General features: G+C 70.2%; 8 protein-coding genes. All 8 read right to left on the bottom strand.

Going from position 1 to position 21318, the window contains the following annotated elements:
• Nucleotides 1-70: 70 nt before the first annotated feature.
• The 8 genes from AC0KS4_RS07700 to AC0KS4_RS07665 are packed head-to-tail and all read right to left on the bottom strand — an operon-like array spanning nt 71 to nt 21223.
• The gene (locus AC0KS4_RS07700) at nt 71-286 is read right to left on the bottom strand and encodes an MbtH family protein (protein ID WP_225326920.1); all 216 of its coding nucleotides are present in this window, start codon (nt 284-286) and stop codon (nt 71-73) included.
• Entirely contained in the window at nt 267-1553 is a 1287-nt protein-coding gene (gene mbtG, locus AC0KS4_RS07695) for an NADPH-dependent L-lysine N(6)-monooxygenase MbtG (protein WP_225326921.1), read from the bottom strand. Before mbtG ends, AC0KS4_RS07700 begins: the two co-directional genes overlap by 20 nt.
• On the bottom strand, nt 1550-5986 hold the full coding sequence (locus AC0KS4_RS07690) for an amino acid adenylation domain-containing protein (RefSeq protein ID WP_238957733.1): 4437 nt from the start codon (nt 5984-5986) through the stop codon (nt 1550-1552). Before AC0KS4_RS07690 ends, mbtG begins: the two co-directional genes overlap by 4 nt.
• Nucleotides 5983-12558, bottom strand: a complete 6576-nt coding sequence (locus AC0KS4_RS07685; protein WP_238957732.1) for a non-ribosomal peptide synthetase — start codon at nt 12556-12558, stop codon at nt 5983-5985. Before AC0KS4_RS07685 ends, AC0KS4_RS07690 begins: the two co-directional genes overlap by 4 nt.
• Nucleotide 12559: 1 nt before the next feature.
• A complete protein-coding gene (mbtD, locus tag AC0KS4_RS07680) occupies nt 12560-15616 on the bottom strand; it encodes a mycobactin polyketide synthase MbtD (RefSeq protein ID WP_238957731.1) in 3057 nt (1018 codons plus the stop codon).
• The gene (locus AC0KS4_RS07675; RefSeq protein WP_238957730.1) at nt 15616-16935 is read right to left on the bottom strand and encodes a beta-ketoacyl [acyl carrier protein] synthase domain-containing protein; all 1320 of its coding nucleotides are present in this window, start codon (nt 16933-16935) and stop codon (nt 15616-15618) included. Before AC0KS4_RS07675 ends, mbtD begins: the two co-directional genes overlap by 1 nt.
• Before the next feature lie 5 nt (nt 16936-16940).
• On the bottom strand, nt 16941-17711 hold the full coding sequence (locus tag AC0KS4_RS07670) for a thioesterase II family protein (RefSeq protein ID WP_238957729.1): 771 nt from the start codon (nt 17709-17711) through the stop codon (nt 16941-16943).
• An 8-nt stretch (nt 17712-17719) separates the two neighbouring features.
• Complete coding sequence (locus AC0KS4_RS07665; RefSeq protein ID WP_238957728.1) at nt 17720-21223, bottom strand: non-ribosomal peptide synthetase; 3504 nt, start codon at nt 21221-21223, stop codon at nt 17720-17722.
• Between the last annotated feature and the right edge of the window lie 95 nt (nt 21224-21318).

Raw genomic sequence — 21318 nt, 5'->3', positions numbered from 1 at the left:
CGCTGAATGGCCTGTGCCGCAAGTGTGTAGCGGCCGTCCCTTGCCTGCTGTTGCGAGGGCCAGTGGCGGGTTACTCCCCCGCGAGCGCCTCAATCAGGCTCTTGGGGCGGATATCTGACCAATTCTGTTCGACGTAGTTTAGGCAGTCCGCGCGGCTGGCTTCCCCGAAGACCACCCGCCAGCCCGAAGGCGTGTCGGCGAAGGTCGGCCAGAGGCTGTGCTGGTCCTCGTCGTTGGCCAGCACCACGAAGGTCGCGTTCTCGTCGTCAAAGGGGTTGGTGCTCATCATGTCTCCTTCTCAGGGGATGCTTGGACGGACTGACGGTGGAACCCAACACCCGATCGGATAGCAGTCCAAGGCAGCTCAGGTTCGGGAACCCGGGCCCCTGGGTGAGTCCCGACAGGTTCGGCAAGAACAACTTGGGTGTGACGTCCGTGACGGCCAGGTCATAACCTATCGCCTCCTGCAGCCGCTCCGAAGTCAGGGGCCCACCCAGTCCGAGTTCGAGCAGATCAAGCGCTTCCTGGCTGAACAATGGTGCGAACCACAAAGAGTCGGCGCCGGAGCCGTCGATGACGAGATCAAACCCGTGGACCGTCTCGAGGTTCTCGCTGCCGCGGTTGGTGGACAGCGTCAGCCGGATCTGCCCCTGCCTGCCGACCGCGTGGGCGACGCGGCCACGCAGGTGATGGATGCGGTCATCGGCCAGCAACGCCTCCTGCACGTTCGACGAAAACACCCCCCGGTCCGTGCGGGCCAACGCATCACGACGTTCGGCCAGGGTGAGGGCCGGCCAGTTGGTGGGATCGGAGAACAGCGAATTCTCGAAAAACCCCTCGCCGCGCGTGAACAGTGTCGCCTGCGGGGAAATGACCGTGATGCTCGAGACCCGGTGCCGGAACAGCTCATTGAGCATCGCCGCGGCCGTCTCACCACCGCCGATCACCGCGACCCGCTCTGCACTGATCCGGTCGTGATTGGCGGCGCGGTCCCAGAACTGGGCGATCGAGAGCACGCGCGGATTGCCGGGAAGCAAGGACTTTTCGGCCTGGCCCGGGCCGGTGATCATCAACGCGTCGGCGTGCACGGTGGTTTCGTGGGTGTGGATCGCCCACCGGTCCCCGGTGACAGCCAGCCGTTCGACCTCGCCGTGCACCACATTCATGCCCACGTGGTCGGCGACCCAACTCAGATACTGGCTCCACCGGCGATGCGCCGGCGCCGGCCTGCCGCGGTCGATCCACTCGGCGAACGACGCCGTGGCGATCAGATAGGACTGCCAGCTGTAGCGGGTCATCCGCTCGTCCAACTCGGCGTTACGGCGCGGCACCAGCGCCGAGCGGTAGGGAAAGCCGACGTCCTTTTCCGGGCTGGTGCCCAGCCGATGCGCGCCGTCCGTCCAGCCGCCGCTGGCCTGCCAGTTCGCCGCGACGCCGATCCGTTCCACGGCGACCACGTCCGGAACCTCGACGCCCATGTCGCGAAGCACCGATGCCTTGGCCGCGACGGCCACCGCCTTGGCGCCGGCGCCCACGATCGCGAGTGTGCTCATTTCACCATCTCCCGCAGCGAATCGATCCAAAGTCCTTGCAGCGCAGTCATGTCTGCGTCCGTGAGAATGTCGGGCAGCGCGCGCCACTGCGCCGCCAGCACCCGCTCCCCGCCGTACGTCAGCACTATCGCCGCGATGGTGAGCTCGTGGCGCACCGCCTGCTCGGGCTCCGGCACCGGCGACACCCCCGCGAGCAGCTCGCGTTCGAGCGTCAGCCCGGTGCCGCCGTCGGTGTGGGCGGCGCCAAGGTAATTCAGCAACACTTGCGGCGGCGGGAAACCGGCGAGCCGCTCGGCGGTGTCGTCCCGCAGGTAGCGCAGCAACCCGAAGTCGAGCCCATCGCCCGGGATCGCGGCCAATTTCTCCGCCACCCTGTGCGGGTCGGCCGAGTCCACCCGCACGGGGTAGATCGAGCTGAGCAGCCCCACCGTGTCGCCGGTGTCGATGGTGTGCGCGCCCGGACCGTCCACCAAGCTGTCGGCGCGGCCGTGGGTTTCGAGCGCCAGCAGCGGGGGCGCCGTTGCCTGGCCACGTAGCCGGCGCCAGCTCGTCACTGTCGCCGCGGTGGCGGCGATTAACAGCGTGGGTAACGGCAGACCCGAATTCAGCAGCCGCCGGGTGAGGTCGGCGTCGGTGGGGACGTTGCGGACGATCAGATCGCGCGCCCGATCACGGTCCGGGTCGAGGCGCCGGGCGCCGAGGTCGGGATCGTCGCCGGCCAACTCCGACGCCCAGTACTGCACCGTGTCCAGGCCGCGCGCTCGCGCGGTGAGCGCCTCGGCCCAGCGCCGATAGCTGGTGTGTTCCCGAATGGGTGCCGGCGGGTGACCGGTGGCCGCGGCGGTCAGGGCGGCACCGAGTTCACCGAGGATCACCCGCCACGACGCCGGGTCCAGCGCGACGACGTGCGCGGCCAGCAACAGCACGCTCTCTCCGGCCGGGGGCCGGAGCCACACCGCGGCCAGCAGCGTTCCGCGTTCGGGGTCCAACCGGTCGACCGCCTCGGCGACGTGGGCCGGTACCGCCGCGCCCAGATCTCCGCCCACTGCAACCTCTTTGAGTTCGCTCAGGACGTCCGCGGCCGGTACCGGAACCAGGGTCATGGTGGAGCGATCGACCCGGGTGCGCAGCACCTCGTGGCCGTTGACGATGCTTGCCAGCGCGGCGTCGAGTTGTTCGCGGCGCAGCGTCTCGGGCAACCGGATGGCTTCGGTCTGGGCGAGCCGGCGCGGGTCGCCGTGTTCGTAGAGCCATCGGCCGTTGGGCAGCAACGGCATTGGTCCGGTTGTCTCGTCCACCCGCTGGGCGGTGGCCGCGGTTTCCGAGTCGACCGCGTCGGCCAGTTCGCGGACGTTGGTGCAGTCGAGGACGAGCCTGGCGCGCAGCGCGATTCCGCGGGCCCGCGCCGCCTGTACCACCGACAAGGCCATGATGCTGTCCAGTCCCAGCTGCAGGAAGTCCGCGGTGACGTCGACGCGCGGGTGCCCGAGCAGTTCGGCGAGCAGTTCGGCCAGCGCGGATTCGGTGGCGGTCTCGGGTGTTGCCGCGCCGCCGACGGACTCGGCGACGTCGACGGCGGCCAGCGCGGATTCGTCCAGCTTTCCGTTGGGAGTCAACGGGATCTCGTCGACCAGGACGATGCGCTGCGGCACCATGTAGCGCGGCAGCCGGGTGCTGAGCATGCCGCGCAGGTCGGGCACCGTCGGCTGGTCGCCGGTGGGGTCGGTCGCCACGTACGCGGTCAGCCGCGGCGCGCCGCGGTGCTGATGCACGAGCACCCCGGCGTGCCGGACGGCGGGATGGGATTCGAGGGCGGCGGCGATCTCCCCGGGCTCGACGCGGTGGCCACGGATTTTCACCTGGGCGTCGGCGCGACCGATGTATTGCAGTGTGCCGTCGGGCATCCGGCGCACCAGGTCGCCCGTTCGATACATCCGCTGCGCGGGTGCGAACGGGTCGGCGACGAAGCGCGCCGCGGTCTCGCCCGCGCGGCCCAGATAGCCGCGGGCCAGCTGGGTGCCGCCCAGGTACAGTTCGCCCGTCGCGCCGCACGGCACCGGACGCAGCCCGGAATCCAGCACGTACCCGCGGGTGTGCCGGGTCGGCCGCCCGATGCAGGGCTCGTCGTGCTCGGCGATCGCGGCGACCACCGCCTCGACCGTCGTCTCGGTCGGCCCGTAGCAGTTGAACGCCGCCATCGATGTGGTGGTGCACGCCTTGCGGATTCGGGCCCAGGCGACGCTGCCGAGGGCCTCTCCCCCGAGCGCCAGCACCGTCAACGGCGCATCGGTCAGCAGGCCGAACGCCTGCAGCTGGGCGAACATCGACGGGGTGGTGTCGATCATGTCGATGCCGTGCTCGGCGATCAGCGCGACCAGCGCCTCGGCATCGGTCTGGGTGTGCTCGTCGACCACATGCACGCCATGGCCGTCGAGCAGGGCGACCAACGGCTGCCAGGCGGCGTCAAAGGCGAACGACCACGCGTGGGCGATGCGCAGCGGACGGCCCAGCCGCGCGGCCGCGGGCCGCAGCACGCGGTCCAGATGGTCGTCGGCGTAGGCCCCCACCGCGCCGTGAGTCCCGATGACCCCCTTGGGTTCTCCCGTGGTTCCCGAGGTGAACACGACGTACGCGGCCCGCTCGAGCGGGACGTCGACCGGGTCGAAGCCGTGGTGCGGTCCGCCGGACTCGAGCAGCTGCGCGGTCAGCTCCTCGTCCAAGACGATCGACGCGCCGGACTGGCGCAGGATCGAGGTCACCCGTTCCGGGGGCATCCCCGGCTCCATGGGCACGCACATGCCGCCGGCCTTGAGCACCGCGAGCATCGCGACGACGTACCGCGGGCCCCGGAAAAGCCTTATGCCGACCGGTGTTTCGGGCGTGACACCGCTGCGGGCGAGCTGAGCGGCCAGCCGGGTGCTCCGGTCGTCCAGCTCGCGATAGCTCAGCGTGCCACCCGCCCAGCTGACCGCCGGGCTGTCCGGCGTCCTGGCCACGACCTCGGCGAACCGCGCGTGAATGCACCGCGGTGACGTCGCGGCGGGCGCGCCGGCGGCACGCAGCGGGGCTGCCTCGTCCTCGAAGAGGACGCTGACCTCACGCAGCGGACGCTCCCACCCCTGCAACAGCCGCTCGGCGGTGGACAGCACCCGCTGCCCGAACGTAGCGGCCGGAATGGCGCCCAGGGCGCCGTCGATCACTTCGATGAGCACCACCAGTTCGCCGGCGTCCATGTGGGCGGCGATGGCGATCGGGAAATGCGACAGGTTCTGAAGGGCGGACGGCCGGAATGTCGCACCGCCGGCGGTCAATTCACCGCCGGAGGACAGTCCGTTCATCGGGAAGTTCTCATAGACCAGCAGGGTGTCGAACATCTCCCCGACCCCACCGAGGGAGCGCAATTGGGCGTGCCCGAGATAGCTGTGCTCGCGCAGCAGGGCGGCATCGCGCTGTACGGCGCGGCATTGCTCACCGGCACTGGCCGCGGGGTCGAGCCGCACCCGCAGCGGCACGGTGTTGATGAACAGACCCACCATGGTCTCGACGCCGGTCAGCTCGGGCGGCCTGCCCGACACCGTGACCCCGAAAACCACGTCGTCGGTGTCGGTGAGCCGGGACAGCACCAGCGCCCACGCCATCTGCATCAAGGTGTTGACGGTGATGCCGCGCGAACGGGTCTCGTCGACCAGCCGCGCGGTGGCCTCCGCCGGCAGCCGCAGTTCGGTGGTGCGCGGCAGCGCCGTCTGCCGCCCCTGGGTCGTGTCCATCGAGCCCAGGGCGGCGGCCAGCAGGGTGGGGCCCGGCAGCCCGGCGAGGTGCCGGCGCCAGACCTGCTGGCTGGTCTCCGGGTCACGCCCGGCCAGCCAGCCGATGTAATCGCGGTACGGCCGCGGAGCGACGGGCAACGCCGACAGGTCGCCTCCGGCCTGGTACAGGATCATCATCTCGTTGATGAACACGGGCATCGACCAGCCGTCGATCACGATGTGATGGGCGGTGAGCACCAAACGCCATTGCGCGCCGGGCAATTCGATCAGCAGGAAGCGGATGGCCGGTCCGTGTTCCAGGTCGAAGGGCCGGCGGCGTTCGCCGGTTTCCAGCGCCGGCACGTCCTCGGGTGCCGCGCTGACGGATCGCCACGGCAACTCGACGCGGGACGGCACGATCTGCACCGGCCGCGGGATGCCCCGGCTGAAGAAGCTGGCCCGCAGGTTCGGGTGACGCACCAACATCTTCTCCGCGCACTCGCGCAGCAGCGCGACATCGAGTGCGCCGGAGATGTCGGCCGCCATGCCGATCACGTACGGATCGTCCGCCGCTTCGCCGTCGGCGAATTCGGCGAGCGTGGTCAGCGAGTACAAGCCCTCCTGCAGGGGGCTCAGCGCCATCACGTCCTCGATGTCGGGCGCGACGTCGGTGTCGGCGGCCGTCATGACGTGCCTTCGCGTGACGCCGACCAAAGTTGGGTCACCGCAGCCAGATCCGTCGACGAGAGACCGGAGGTGCTCATCGGCTCGAAACGCACGTCGGTCGCCTGGTCGTCCCGCCCGGTGTCAGCCTCCCCGTCGCCCAGGGCGTCCAGGGCGGCGGCCAGCTGCTGCACCGTCGGATTCTCGAAGATCATCCGCGGACTCACGGCCAGCCCGACCGCCCGTGCGCGCGAGCCCAGCTGCACCGACAGGATGCTGTCGCCGCCGAGGGCGAAGAAGTCGTCGAAGCGCCCCACTTCGGGGGTCGACAGCAGTTCGGCGAACACCTTGGCCAGCGCCCGTTCGGTGTCCGTGCGCGCCGGTTCGGTCAGACCGCCGGTGCTGACCGCCGGCCGCGGCAACCCGGGCCGGTTCAACTTGCCGGATTCGGTCTTGGGCAGGACATCGAGGACGGTCAGCGACGACGGCATCATGTAGCCCGGCAGGGTCGTGGCGATCGCGGCGCGCACCTCCCCCGCGAAGGCCGCCTTTTCGACGTCGTCGACGATCGGCCGTTGCGGCACAACATATCCGGCCAGCGACGTGCCGCCGTGCACCTCCCAGGTGCGGGCGGCTGCGGCGGCGACGCCGTCGGCGGCCGCCAGGGCCGCCTCGACCTCGGCCAACTCGACCCGGAAACCGCGGACCTGCACCTGGTGGTCGGAGCGTCCGACGAATTCCAGTTGGCCGTCCTCGGTCCACCGGGCCAGGTCGCCGCTGCGGTACAGGCGCGAACCGGGCTCCCCGCCATACGGATTGGCGACGAACCGTGTCGCGGTCAGGCCGGGGCGCTTCCAGTACCCGCGCGCCAGCTGGTCGCCGGCGTAGTACAGCTCGCCCACCACACCGACCGGCACGGGTCGCAGCCCATCGTCGAGGAGGTAGGCCTGCGCGCCCGGGACCGGCTTTCCGACAAGCGGATTCGGCAAGCCCAACCGCCCGCGGGACACCGCGCCGGAGGTCTCGGTGGAACCGATGTTGTTCAACAACTCGGTCCCGCCGTCGTCGGCGCACACCGACGCCAGCCGTTGCAGCAACGACGCGCTGACCGGCTCGCCACCGCACACCAGCCGCGACAGCGCGCGCACGGCGTCGGGCCGGCTGTCCACCAACGCCGAGACCAGGCTGGGCACGGCGGTCACCTGGGCGATCGAATACCGGTTCATCAGCTCCCCGAGGGCCTCGGGGTCGCGGTGCTCGGCGTCGTCGGCCAGGATCATGGTCGCACCGGCGGCCAGGCCGGCCAGCATCTCCATCCCGCCTTCGAGGAACGTGATCGACGCCTGCGCCAACCGCACGTCCTCGGTCCTGGGCGGGTAGTGCCGCAGTTGCCAGTCCAGCCGGGCCGCCATCGAACGGTGGGTGCCCACCGCGCCTTTCGGCTTGCCGGTGGATCCGGAGGTGAACACCAGATACATGGGGTCATCGGGGTGCGGCCGCCGCACATTCCGCGACTGGGGGTCCACGCCATCGCTGTCCACCACCGCGCGCACGTGGGGGTCGTCCAGCGAAAGCACTTCGACCCCCGGCACGCGCGGCATGGTCTCCACCGCTTCGGTCGTGGCGACCACCACCGGCGGCGTGACGTCGTCGAGCATAAATTGCTTTCGCGCCAAGGGATAGCCGGGGTCGATGGGGAAGTAACCGGCGCCGGCCTTCATGATGGCCACCAGCGCCACCACCAGGTCGATGCTGCGGCGGGTTGACAGCCCGACCAACGCGCCCGGTCCTGCGCCGTTCTTCACGAGCAGCGCGGCCAAGTTGTCCGAACGGCGATGCAGCGCAGGGTAATCGATCTGCTCGTCCCCGCAGCGCACCGCGATCCGATCCGCTCCCCAGGCCCGACTGGGTTCCAGCAGCTCGGGTATGGTGCGCGGCCGGTCCTGCGGTGGCGGCGCGCCGCGGCTCCAGTCCTGCAGGATGCGGCGCTGTTCTCCCGCGTCGATCAGCGCAACGTCGCGCAGACTCTGATCGAGGTCCTCGGCGAACGCGGTGACCGCCCTGGTCAGCCATTGCGCCAACCGCTCGATGGTGCTTCTGGTATAGAGCTCGGTGCGGAAAATGACATTGCAGTTGTACCCGATGTCGTCGGCGCCGTCGGTGCCGAAGAAGTTGACGCTGAGGTCGGCGTGGGCCATGTCGAAGATGGGATCCAGCGACGTGCACACGGTGTCCCGCCCGTCGCCGCCCGCGGGCGCGGTCTCGATGACCCGCGTGGCGGACAGGTGATCCCGGACGTGCACGACGACCTGGAACAGCGGGTTGCGGGACAGCGATCGCGCCGGGCTGACGCTGTCGACCACCCGGTCGAACGGCAGGTCTTGGTGGGCGTAGGCGGCCAGCGCGGTCTCCCGCGCCCGTTTCAGCAGTTCGCGCAACGTCGGGTTGCCGTCCATGTCGTTGCGCAGCACCAGGATGTTGACGAAAAAGCCGATCAGTTGGTCCAATTCGGCTTCGGTGCGGCCGGCGACCGGGGTGCCCAACGGAATGTCCACGCCGCCACCGGCCTTGTGCAGCACCACGGCCACAGCCGTTTGCAGCAGCATGAATTCGGTGATGCCCAACTCGCGGCACAGCTCGCCGAGCTTGGCGCGGGTCGCCGAGTCGATGTGGAAGTCGACGGATTCGCCCTCCCCGCTGGGCACCGGCTGGCGGGGGAAGTCCGGGCGCAACCCGGTGTCCTCCGGCAGCCCGGCCAGCTTGCGGGTCCAGTACTCCCGCTGCTCGCCGGCGATGGCGGACTCCTGGCCGCTGGCGTCACCCAAAAACGTGCGCTGCCACGCCGCGTAGTCGGCGTACTGCACGCGCAGCGGCGCCCAGGACGGCGCTTCGCCACCGCGCCGCGCCCGGTAGGCGGTCATCACGTCGGAGAACAGCACGCCCGCCGACCAGTGGTCAGAGGCGATGTGGTGCACGACCACCGACAGCACGTGCTCGTCCGCGTTCTCGGTGCGCAGCACCGCGACCCGGATCGGCAATTCCGAGTCCAGTTCGAAGCAGTGGCGCCGCTCGGCGTCGAGCTGCTCCTGCAGCCACGCCTCGCCGACTCCCTCCGCGCGGCGCACCGGAACCTCGACGCCCGCCGGGCCCACGACCTGATAGGGCACGCCGTCCAGCTCGACGTAGCTGGTGCGCAGGATTTCGTGCCGGGCGAGGACATCGCCGACGGCGGCGATCAGCGCATCGATGTCCCACGGTCCGGTCAGCTTGGCCGCGAAGGGAATGTTGTTGACGGGGCTGGGCCCGTCCAGGCGATAGGCGAACCAGCTGCGCAGCTGCGACGCCGACAGCGGCATCGGCTCGTCGTGTGCGGTCGCGATCAGCCTGGGGCGCGACTGCGTCAGTTGGCCCGAGCTCAGCTGGTCGACCCGCTCCGCCAGCAGGCCCACCGTGGCGAGCTCGAACACGTCGCGGATGCCGAGTTCCACGCCGCACTCCGCGCGGATCGCGGTGACCAGTTTGGTGGCGACCAGCGAGTGCCCGCCCAGATCGAAGAACGAGTCGTCGACACCCACCCGCTCGTGGCCGAGCAGCCCCGAAAATAGTTGGGCCACCCGGATTTCCGTGGGTGTCGTGGGGTCGCGGTACTCGGTGCCGGCCGCGAGCTGCGGCTGCGGCAGCGCGGCGCGGTCGATCTTTTGATGGGCGGTGATCGGGATCTCGTCGAGCACCACATAGGCGGCCGGCGTCATGTAGTCCGGCAGCGCGGCGGCCACCCGAGCGCGGATGCGTTCGACGTCAACCGTTTCCGTGCCAGCGCCCTCGGCCGGAGTCACGTATCCCACCAGGCTCTTGCCCAACTGAGGCAGGTCCATGGCCAGCACGACGGCTTGTCCGACGCTGGGGTCGACCGAGATGGCGGCGGCGATCTCGCCCAACTCGATGCGGAAACCGCGGATCTTCACCTGCTCGTCGGCGCGGCCGACGAACTCGATGTCCCCGTTGGCGTTGCGCCGGGCCAGGTCGCCGGAGCGGTACATCCGCCCGCCGGGGGTGAAGGGGTCGGCGACGAAGCGCTCGGCCGTCAGCTGCGGCCTGCGGTGGTATCCGTGCGCGACATGTGTTCCGGCGATGTAGATTTCACCGATCACCCCGATGGGAACGGGCTGCAGGGCGTTGTCGAGCAGGTACACCTGCGTGTTGATCTTGGGCCGGCCGATCGGCACCACCCGCGTGCCCTGGGTGCCCTCCACCGGGTAGCTGGTGCAGTTCACGACCGTCTCGGTCGGGCCGTAGAAGTTGTGCAGCGACGCGTCGAAGGTGGCGTGGAACTTGTCGGCGATCTCGCCGGGCAGGGCCTCCCCGCCGATGGGCACGCGCCGCAACGTGCGCCACTGGCTGACGCCGGGCAACGACAGGAACAGACCCAGCAGCGACGGCACGAAGTGCATCGACGTGATGCCTTCGCGGGCCAGAAGGTCGGTGAGGTAGCCGATGTCGCGCAGCCCGTCGGGGCGCGGAATCACCAGTCGGGCACCCATGATCAAGGTGCCGAAGATTTCGCCCATCGACACGTCGAAGCTGGGCGACGCCACCTGTAACAGCCGGTCGGTTTCGTCGATCCGGTACTCCTCGCCGAACCAGACGAAGTACTCGGCGATGGGCGCGTGGGGCACCGGAACGCCCTTGGGCAGCCCGGTCGAACCCGAGGTGTAGATCAGGTACGCGGTGTTCTGCGGGCTCAGCGGCCGCAGCAGCGCGGTGGGCGCGGTGGTCGGGTAGTCCCCCGCTTCGCAAACCGGTTCGCGCAGCACCAGTTTGGCGTCCGCGTCCCCGAGGATGAAGCTCAGCCTGTCCTCCGGGTAGGTGGGATCCACCGGAAGGTAGACCCCACCCGCTTTGAGCACGCCGAGCGCGGTGATGACCAGTTCGGGTGACTTGTCCAGCAGGACCGCGACGCGATCCTCGGTGCCGATTCCACGCTCGATGAGCCAGTGCGCCACTCGGTTCGACTCTTCATCGATTTCGCGGTAGGTGTAGGCGCGCCCCTCGTAGACGACCGCGATGGCGTCGGGCGTGAGCGCCGCTCGCCGGCTGACCAGCGCGGACAAGGTGCTCGCCGGGGTGACGAATTCTTCACCGGTCGACACGGACCGCAGCCGCTCGGCGTCTTCGTCGTTCATCAGCGCGCACGCCGACAGCGTCGCGTCGGGGTCGGACAGCACGCTGTCCAGCAGGGCGGCGTAGTGGCGCAGGAGTTGCTGCACCAACTGCTGATCCAGCACCTCGACGAGGTACTCGGCCTCGATCACGCCGCCGCCCAAGCCATCCGGCGTCCGGTTCAGTTCGACCATCAGACTCAGCGGCAGCTGGTTGAAATGACCGCGCAACTCGGCGCGCGCGCAACGCACGCCCGGTGGGCAAAAGCCGGCGCCGTCGGGCTCCCGCTGTCCGAAGCTGACGCGGGTCATCCGGTCAGCGCCGTGCCGGCGGTCGGGGTTTGACTCACGCACCAGCCAATCCAGGTCGGCCCGCGAATGAGCGAAGGCGCCCACCGCGCCGTCACGGGTCTGCGCCAGCAGTTCGCGGAACGTCTGGTGCGGCCGCGGGCGCAGCCGGACCACCACGGTGTTGCCGTAGTACCCGATGGCACCCTCGGTTCCCACGCCGCGGTTCAGCACCGGGGCCGCGAACAGGAAGTCGGTCGACTGGGTGTAGCGGTGCACCAGGGCGCCGAACGCGGCCATCAACACCATGTAGGGCGTGGCGCCGGTCTCGCGGGCCAGCGCGGCCGCCCGGTCGACGACGTCCGCCGACAGCGGCGCGGTCGCGCGTTGCGCGCGCCAGGTACTGGGCACCACCGAACCGTTAGGCCCCGGAAGTTCCAGTGGCTCCGGGAGATCGGCCATCAGCGGCCGCCAATAGTCCAGATCCGCCTGACGGATCGCGGTCGGGTCGTGGGAAGGGGCCGGCAGCACCGGAGCGGCGGCGAAGCCGTCGGGGTCGGTGTACGCACGAGTCAGGTCGGCGAAAAACGGCGCCCACGAGCCGTCGTCCCAGGCGATATGGTGCGCGGTGATCAGCAGTATCAGGTCATCGGCGGCCACGTGCGCCACGGTGACTCGCAGGGGTGAATCCTTGCTCAGGTCGAACGGGCGGCGAAAGTCCCGCTGCGCCAGCACATCCAGGCGCAAGCGGCGAGCTTGATCGGTCAACCCGGACAGGTCGTGTTCGGCCCATTCGGGCCGCAGGTCGTCGCGGACGACGGGCCGCGGGTCGCCCTCGCTGTCGGTGTCATACGTCGTGTGGAGGACGGGGTGTCGCGCGGCGACGGCGTCGGCGGCGCGGTGTAGCCGCGTGGCGTCGACGGCGCCGGTGAGGCGATAGGAGACGCAGATGTTGAGCAACGCGCTGTCGGGATCGACCGACTGCACGAACCACATCCGGTGCTGGCCGGCGGACATGCGTGGCTCGTCGTAGGTGGCGACGGAAGCCGCGCCGGTCGACCTGGCCAGGCCGCGCTCGGCGAGCTTGCGGCGCAGGAGTTCCAAGCGCTCATCGTCGAGACGGGTGCCGGCGCCGGTGGTGTCTGTCACGCTAGGAGTCCAACCTTTCGAGCGTCGCGAGCGTTGAGTGGTGCGCACCGTTGGCGGCGCCGGTGCGCTCGATGGGCGACGGCGGCGTGGGGCCGCCGGGTGAGTCGGCGCGCAGCGCGTCGATCAGCTCGTTGACGGTGATGCCGCCGAGCATGCGCGCCACCGGAACCGAGTTCCCCACCGTCCGGCGCAGCCGCTTACGTAGATCGAGGGCAAGCAGCGAGTCCACCCCGAGGTCGATCAGCGACGTGCCCGGGTCGATCGACAGCGAATCACCCAGATGCAGGGTCGCGGCCAATTCCGTTCGCACCACGTCGGCGAGGGGCTTCGCCACCACGGCGTCTTCCGCCATCCCGACGTCGCCGCTCTGCGGAGCGCTGAACGGCATTGGCATTCCCTGGCTTTCGAAGAACACCTGCAGCCGGTCGAAGTCGGCGTCGAAAATCAGCGGGTCGCCGTCGTAGCGGTACAGGCTGGCCTCGATCGCCACCTCCGGCTCCATCGCCACCAGCCCCGAGCGTTCCGTGCGGGTGATCTCGTTGCCGACCACCACCCCAGCGCCCTGCCACAGCCCCCACCGGATCGCCATGCAGTCGCGGCCTTCGGCACGCAACCTGGCGGCCAACGCATCGAGCATCCGGTTGGACGCCGCGTAGGCCGCGTGGTTGTAGCCGCCCCAAACTCCGAACACCGAGGAGCAGGCGAGGATTCGGCAGTCCGGTTGCAGCGGCCAAACCTCGGCCATCAACGCCAATCCGCGGACCTTAGCGGCGCACACCGCCGCCACATCGGCACCGGTGAGGTCGGCGCGCGAGCGGGCCTGCGCGATGCCCGCGGTGTGGATGAGCAGCGACGCCCCCGAACCCGCGTGCGTGGCGGCCACGGAGGCCAGCGCGGCGCGGTCGGTGATATCGCATTGCGGGGCGCGCACTTCGGCGCCGTGCCTGTCGGCGAGCTCGCGCAGCGCGGCCGGGTCCACGCCGTTGCGGCTCAACAGGGTGATGCTCCGGGCACCGCGTTCGAGGCAGAACCGCGCGTATTGCAGGCCGATGGCCCCGCTGCCGCCGGTGATCACCACGTCGTCCAGGGCGGCGGCGTCGAGGGGCCGGTGGGTCGCCGATTCGCGGCACGCGCGGAATGTTCGGACGTGGCGTCGGACCTGGCTCAGCGGTGACTCGCCGCCCCGCAACGCGACCTCGGCCGCCTCGCCCGACAGCACGTCGACGACGGCGCGCGCGGTCGCGGCGTCCACATCTGCGCGCTCGAGGTCGAGATGCCCGAAGGCCTGGTCCGGGAATTCGAACCCGACGCTGCGATGCATCGCCGCCAGGGCCGCCTGCGCCGGCGAGGCGGTGGTGTCATCCCGATCGATGTGTTCGGCGCCGACGGTCAATAGCCAGACGGCCCGGCATCGTGGGCCGATGAGCGCGGGGTAATCGGGTAGGCCGGCATCGGGCCGGGCGGCGATCTGCTCGATCGCGGCCGTGGCGTCGAGCTCGTCGATACCCGGCGCCACGATGGCGAGGATCTCCGCCTCGTTCGGCGGCACCACGCGGCAATTGCCGTGCGCCGCAGCGGCATCGGCCAGCTGCCGGGTCAGCGCGTCCGTTCCGGCGAAGCCGATGCCGGGGCGTGTCGCGCTCGGACCGATGGGCGAGGTGGTGTGCTGCCAGTCCTCGACGGCCACGGTGAGCGCGGGCACCGAGGCCGGTTCGGTGGCTCGTTCCGGCGCTGCCCAGAGGTGCACCGCGCGCATCGGCGCGTTCGGGAACCCTCGCAGTGGAGCCCGCTCACCCGCCGGGACGGCGTCGGCCCACCGGCAGCCGGGGTCGGCGGTCGCGACGGCGGCGATGCTCGCCGAGAGGGATTCGGTGACGGGGCGGTCGCGGTGCCCCGAGCCGACGACGACCGCCTCGTCGTCGACGATGTCGCCGAGCGGATAGAGCAGTGCAGGGTGCGCCGAGAGCTCCACGAACGTATCGGCTCCGCAGCTGCGGGCGTATTGCACGGCGAGATCGAATCTCACTGTGCCGCAGAGGTTTTCGTACCAGTATTCGATGAAGTCGGTCGCTTCGCCCAACTCGGCGCCCAGGGTGGAGCCGACGAACCGCACCGGCCCGTCCCGGAACCGCGACTGCGGCGTCAGCTCGGCCAGGCCGGCACGCAACGGGCGTAGTGCACTGGTGTGGCCGGGGTAGTCGACGGACAGTTGATGGGTGAAGATGTCACGCCGTTGCGCCAGCCGCACCGCGGCGGCGACCGCGTCGTGGTCGCCGGCGACCACGGTCGACGACGGCCCGTTGACCGCCGAGACTTCCACCCAGCCGGGAGCCTCGGCCAGCAGCGATTCGGCGATGTCGAGGCCGGTGCCCAGCACCGCCATCGCGTAGCGGCCCGTCAGCCGGCCGACGACGGTGGCGCGGGCGACCACGAGGGCGACGGCGTCGGGCAGCGAGATCGCTTCGGCCACATAGGCCGCCGCCACCTCGCCGAGGCTGTGGCCGATGGTGATTTCGGGCAGCAGCCCAAAGTGTCGCCATGCCTCGGCCAGGCTGACCGCGTGGGTGAACTGTGCTCCCTGAATTTCGGCACGTGACCAGCCGCGCTCTTCCTCCCCCACCAGATACGGGAGCGGGGAGTCGAATCCGGCGACGACGAACTCTCCCGCACACCGGTCGGCCGTCTCGCGGTAGACGGGCAGCTGACGGTAGGCGTCGGCGCCCATCGCCTGCCATTGATTGCCCTGGCCGGGGAACACGAACGCGATGCGCGGCGGCGTCGTCTTCGCGGATCGCGTGACCAGCTCGTGTTCTTCGCCCCGCGCGATCGCGGACAGCCCGGCGACCAGCTCGGCGCCGTCGGCTGCTCGCAGCACGGCGCGGTGACGTCGCGCCCGCCGCAGCCGCAGCAGGGTGGATGCGACGGCGGCGGCCGCGTTCGGTGGGTCGACGCGGCCCAGGTAATCGAGGATCGCCGCGGCGTCCCTGCGGATCAGCTCGGGGTCGTGGGAGCTCAGCAGCACCGGGATACGCCCGTCGGGCAGACGATGGGTGAGCATCACGCGACCTCGGGGACGGAGACGATCAGATGCGCGTTGGTGCCGGCGATCCCGAACGCGGAGGCCGCGGCGATGCGCTGCCCGTCGACGGCCGGCCAGGGCGTCAGAGTCTGCGCCAACCGCAAACCCTGTTTGTCCCACTCGATTTCGGGACTGGCGTTGTCGGCGTGCAGGGTGGGCGGGACCGCCCCGTGTTCTGCCGAGACCAGCACCTTGGCCAGTCCCAGCGCGCCGGCGGCGGCCAGCGAGTGCCCGACGTTGGACTTCACCGAACCGAGCAGCGCCCCGGCGCCGGCTTCGGTGTCGCCGTAGGTCTGTGCCAGCGAGCGCAATTCGGTGCGGTCGCCGAGTCGGGTGCCGGTGCCGTGCCCCTCGATCATGCCCACCTCGGCGGGCTTGATCCCGGCCTGGGTGATGGCCCGCTGGAACAGGCGAACCTGGGCGTCGCCGCTGGGCGCGCTGAGCCCGGCGCTGCGCCCGTCCTGGTTGATGGCGGTGGCGCGCACCTCGGCCAGGATCTGCCGGCCGGCCCGCAGCGCGGCCGATTTGCGTTGCAGCACAAACATCGCCGCTCCCTCGGCCCACACGGTTCCGCTGGCTTGCGCGCTGTAGGGGCGGCAGTACCCGTCATCGGAGAGGGCGTGTTGTTTGGAAAACTCGACGAAGAAGCCGGGTGAGCCGAGCACGTTGACCCCGCCCGCGATAGCCATGTCGCAGTCGTCGTTCTGCAGCGAGCGCACCGCGACGTGGAATGCCACCAGCGCGGACGCGCACGAAGAATCCAGTGTGAGTGCCGGGCCGGCCAATCCCAGCGTGTAGGCGATGCGGCCCGAGATCACGCTGAGGGCGGTCCCGGCGAGCAGATGGCCGCTGTGTTCGGAGAACCTGGCCATCTCGGGTCCGTAGCCGGTGGCGGAGGCGCCCACGAAGCAGCCCACGTCGTGCCCGGCCAGGTCGTCGGGGTTGATGCCGCTGTTTTCCAAAGCGCGCCAGGCCACCCGGAGCGACACCCGCTGCTGCGGGTCCATCACCACGGCCTCGCGTGGTGAGATGCCGAAGAACTCCGGGTCGAACGTTGTTGCCCCGCTGAGGAATCCGCCGCGATCGTGAATCTCTTTGAATCCGCTGCGGCGGGAGCCGGCGAGCAGCTCGGGCACGGCCCAACCGCGGTCGGTGGGAAACGGTCCCAGTGCTTCACGGCCGTGCGCCAGCAGATCCCAGTAACCCTCGGAGTTTTCGATGCCGCCGGGCGCCTCGACACCCATCCCCACGATCACGACAGGGTCGACGCCCTCGGCGCCGTACGCATCGTCCGACATTGGTATCACCCGGCGTTCACCTGTGCGGCGACCGCGTCGACGTGGTCGTAGACGTAGAAGTGCCCGCCGTCATACAGCGACATGACAAAGGATCCGGCGGTGTGCTTGTCCCACTGGCGCAGCACGCCCGTCCCGATGCGGTGGTCGTCATGGCCGCCCAACACGTGGATGTCGGCGCCGATGCGGACGTCGGGGCTGGGGTCGTAGCGGTTGAAGGCCTGGTAATCGGCGCGCACCGCGGTGGTCAACAGTTCCGAGAACTCTTCGTCGGCAAGCAGTTCGGGGTCGGTGCCGCCCAAATCGGCGATGTCCGCCAGCAGCCCGTCGTCGCTGGTCGGCAGTTCGGGCATGTCGGCGACGACGCAGGGCGGTGGGCCCGCCGAAACCCAGAGCTTGCGCACGGCCGCGCCGTGCATCTCGGCGACGCGGGCGAATTCGAAGGCGACGACGGCGCCCATGCTGTGGCCGAACAATGTCAGTGGCGCGACGCTGGGCCATGGTGCGGCCCGGAAGAGGCTGGCGGCGAGGTCGCGCACGCTTTCGTGTGCGGGTTCGCTGAGGCGGTCGGCCCGCTGAGGGTACTGCACGACGTAGGTGTCTCCGCCGGCGGCCAGCGCCGCGGCGAGCACCCGGTAGCTCGCGGCGGCCGCACCGGCGTGCGGGAATACCACGGTGGCACCCGCGGAGCGGTCCGCGGTCCCGTCGTTGCGGCCCCGGGTCAGTTTGATCCAGGACGGGAACGTGGAGGACACGGTGATCAGATTATTCAATGTCATTGCGCCGTTTACGATTTCGCGGGTTGCTGAGAGGCCGCCAGAACCGATTCGGCGTCCATGCCGATAACCTCGAGGTATAGCTCGGCGACCTGGTCGAGCCGGCCGGGTTCGTGCTCGCCGGCGCTGAGGACCGCGGCCAGTGCCGACACGGTTCGGTTGGCGAAGATGTCGGCGACCATGATGTCCGGCGCGTCCAGCCATGCCCGAATTCGCGCCACCGCCTGCGTGGCCAGCACCGAATCACCGCCGAGCGCGAAGAAGTCGTCGTCGACACCGATGTTCTGCCGGCCGAGCAGGTCGCCCACGATCATCGCCAGCGCGGATTCCAACGGCGTCGACGGCGCGCGGTGCCCCGGCTGCTGCGATTGCGCCACGGCGTTTTCCAATTCGCGCGCCACGGCGCGGCGGTCGAGCTTTCCGGCATCGGTGAAGCCGATCCGCTCCACCACCGCGATGTGGCGCGGGATCATGTGTGCGGGAACGAGGTCGGCGACCGCCCGCCGGATGCCCTCGGCGGTCAGGGCGGCGTCGTCCGCGCACACCTGCGCGGCCAGCACGTCGGATTCCCCGGATACGGAGATCAGGGCGGCCACCGCCGTGCGCACCCCGGGCACCCGCCGCAATGCGGTCTCGATCTCGCCCAGCTCGACGCGGTACCCGCTGATCTTGACGCGATGGTCGGCGCGGCCGACGAATTCGAGGGTGCCGTCGGGCCAGTAGCGGACCAGGTCCCCGGTGCGATACCAGATTCGGCCGTCGTGCTCGACGAAGCGTTCCGCGGTGAGATCGGGACGTCCGCGGTAGCCGCGCGCGATGCCGCGACCGGACACCCAGTACTCGCCGGGGACCCAGTCGGGACAGTCGGCGCCGCTGTCGTCGACGACACGGCAGGCGTTGTTGGGCAGCGGGACGCCGAAGGGCAGCGACGTCCAGTGTTCCGGTATCGGCTCGGTCACCTCGAAAATACTGTTGTGCACGGGGGTTTCGGTGGCGCCCCCGAGGCCCGCGAACCGGAGGTCGGGCGCCTCGTCCCGCAGCCGGCGCACCACTTCGGGCCGCACCCAGTCGCCTCCGGTGGGCACCACCCGCACCGAGGACAGCCGCCCGCGGCCGACCTCGACCAGCATCTCCAGCCAGCCGGGCATGAAATGCAGCACCGTGACCTGGTGCGCGTCGATGAGCCGGGCCCACGCGTCGGGATCACGCCGCTGCGCTTCGTCGACCACCACGATGGCCCCTCCGGTGCGCAGGGTGACGAAGATGTCCATCACCGAGATGTCGCCCTCCAGGGTCGACAGCGCCAGGCACCGGTCGGCCGGGCCGATCTCGAAGTGGCGGGCGATGAATTCCACGGTGTTCATCGCCGCGTCGTGGGTGACCTCGACGCCTTTGGGCTCGCCGGTGGAGCCGGAGGTGAACAACACGTAGGCGAGCCCGGCGGGATCGATTCTCGCGGATTGGATCTCGGCGCCCGCGGGGGCATCGCGAAGGATGTCGGCGAGCACCACTTCGGGTACCGGCGTGGACAGCCGTTGTCCGCCGCACACCACGGCCAGGCTCACGCGGGCGGATTCGAGGATGCGCTCGGCGCGGTCGCGTGGCTGGTCGATGCCGATCGGCAGGTAGGCAGCACCGACGGACAGGATGCCCAGCAGCGCCGGGATCTGTTCGGCGGTTTTGGGGCCCATCACCGCGATGGTGTCGCCGGCGGTGATGCCTGCCGCACGCAGCGCGGCCGCCACGGCCAGCGCCTGGTCGCGTAGCCGCGCGTAGCTGAGGTCACCGGAACTGGCGCAGACCGCCGGGGCATCGGGCTGCCGCTCGGCTTGCCGGAAGAACCCGTCGTGCAAGGCTTCTCCGCTCGGTTCGGCGGTGCGACCGTTGATCGCCTCGCGCACGGCCCGCTGAGCCTCGGGCAGTGCCGGGGGGGCCAGCGCGTCCCAGGCATCGTCGGCGCCGGCCAGCCGGAGCAGCTCGTCGATGTGGTGGGCGAACATCGCGTCGATGACCCCGGCGGGGAAGATGCCTTCGCGCACATCCCAATTCACCAGGACGCCGCCGTCGAATTCGGTGACCTGCGCGTCGAGCAGCACCTGCGGCCCCTGGGAGATGATCCACCCCGGTGTGCCGAATTGGCCGGTCACTTCGGAGCTGAACAGTTCGCCGAGCCCGAGCGCACTGGTGAAGACGACGGGCGCGAGCACCTGGGTGCCGCGATGGCGGCTGAGGTCACGCAGCACCGACAGCCCGGGATAGGCCGAATGGGCAGCCGCGGTGCGCATCGCGTCCTGCACCACCTGCGTCCGGGCCGACGCGGTGTCCGCGCCGGCGAGGTCGACGTCGAGCAGCAGCGAGGAGGTGAAGTCCCCGACCAACGAGTCGACGTCGGGGTGCAACGCCTGGCGCCCGAACAGCGGGACGTTCAGCAGGAAGCGCGACGTCGTCGACCAGCGCGCCAGGGTGTTGGCGAACCCCGCGGCCAGCGCCATCGCCGGAGTGAATCCGCGCGCTTGGGCGCGGGTGAAGAGCCGGTCGCGGGTCTGCGGGTCCAGCCAGTGCCAGCGCCGGGTGCTCTCGTTGCAGGCGCGGCCCCGGACCGTCGGCAAGGCGGGCGGGTCCGGCAGCTCCGGGAGGCGCGGCGCCCACCAGGCGCGGTCCGCGTCGCGGGCCGGTTGCGGCCGTGCGTCTTCGGCCTCGATGGCCTGGCGGTACTGGCGGTAGGTGTAGCGCAGTTCGGGCAGGTCGCGGCCGAGGTAGAGCGCCGCGAGGTCGGCCATCAGCGTGCGATAGCTCATCGCGTCGGCGGCCTGCATGTCGAGGTCGACGTGGAGCCGGGACCGTTGGTCCGGGAGCAGCGTCACCGCCAGTTCGAACACGGCGCCGTCGAGCTGCTGGTGTGATTTGGCGGCGCGGATGGCGGCGAGTCGCTGATCGACCGCGTCGGTGTGCCGCTCGCGCAGGTCCTCGACGTGGACCGGGAACGCGCCGCACTCGCCGGCCGGGGTGATGCGCTGGGTGCCGTCGGGCAGGAACCGCACCCGCAGCATCGGGTGACGCCGTGCCAGCGCGGTGGCCGCGGTGCGCAGGCGTTCCGGATCGATCGGTCCGCCGTCGAATTCGACGTAGAGGTGCCCCGCGACGCCGCCGAGCTGCTGGTTTTCCTGGCGGCCGACCCACATCGCGTGCTGCATCGGGGCCAGCGAAAAGGGCTCGTCCTCCCCGGATCCTTGAGCGTCCGCGGGCGCATCGGCGGGCTCGGCGGGCCGATCAGCGCTCGGCCCGCCGGCGCCGACCAATCGCGCCCAGGCCTCGACGGTCGGCATTTCGGCGAGCGTGGCGAAATCGACGGCGAGGCCCTGGCGGCGCCAGCGTCCGGCCAGGGTCATGATCCGGATCGAGTCCAGGCCCTGACCGATGAGGTTGCTACCCGGCTGAACTGCCTCGACGTCGACGCCGAGCAGTTCGGCCACCTCCGCCCGGATGTCCTCCGAGCGTGCCGGGGCGCGCACCACAGACCCTCCCAGAATTAGCACAGGCTGCCCTAAATTTTTTGGTTACCCTATCCTTACTCCCTGCATCCCCGCTACTAAGCCCCCGCCAGAGGAGC

The sequence above is a fragment of the Mycobacterium sp. NTMscope_MAC_12 genome, from assembly GCF_976985675.1.
The sequence above is the reverse complement of the archived record's forward strand: the minus strand, read 5'-3'. Positions and strand labels throughout refer to the sequence as shown.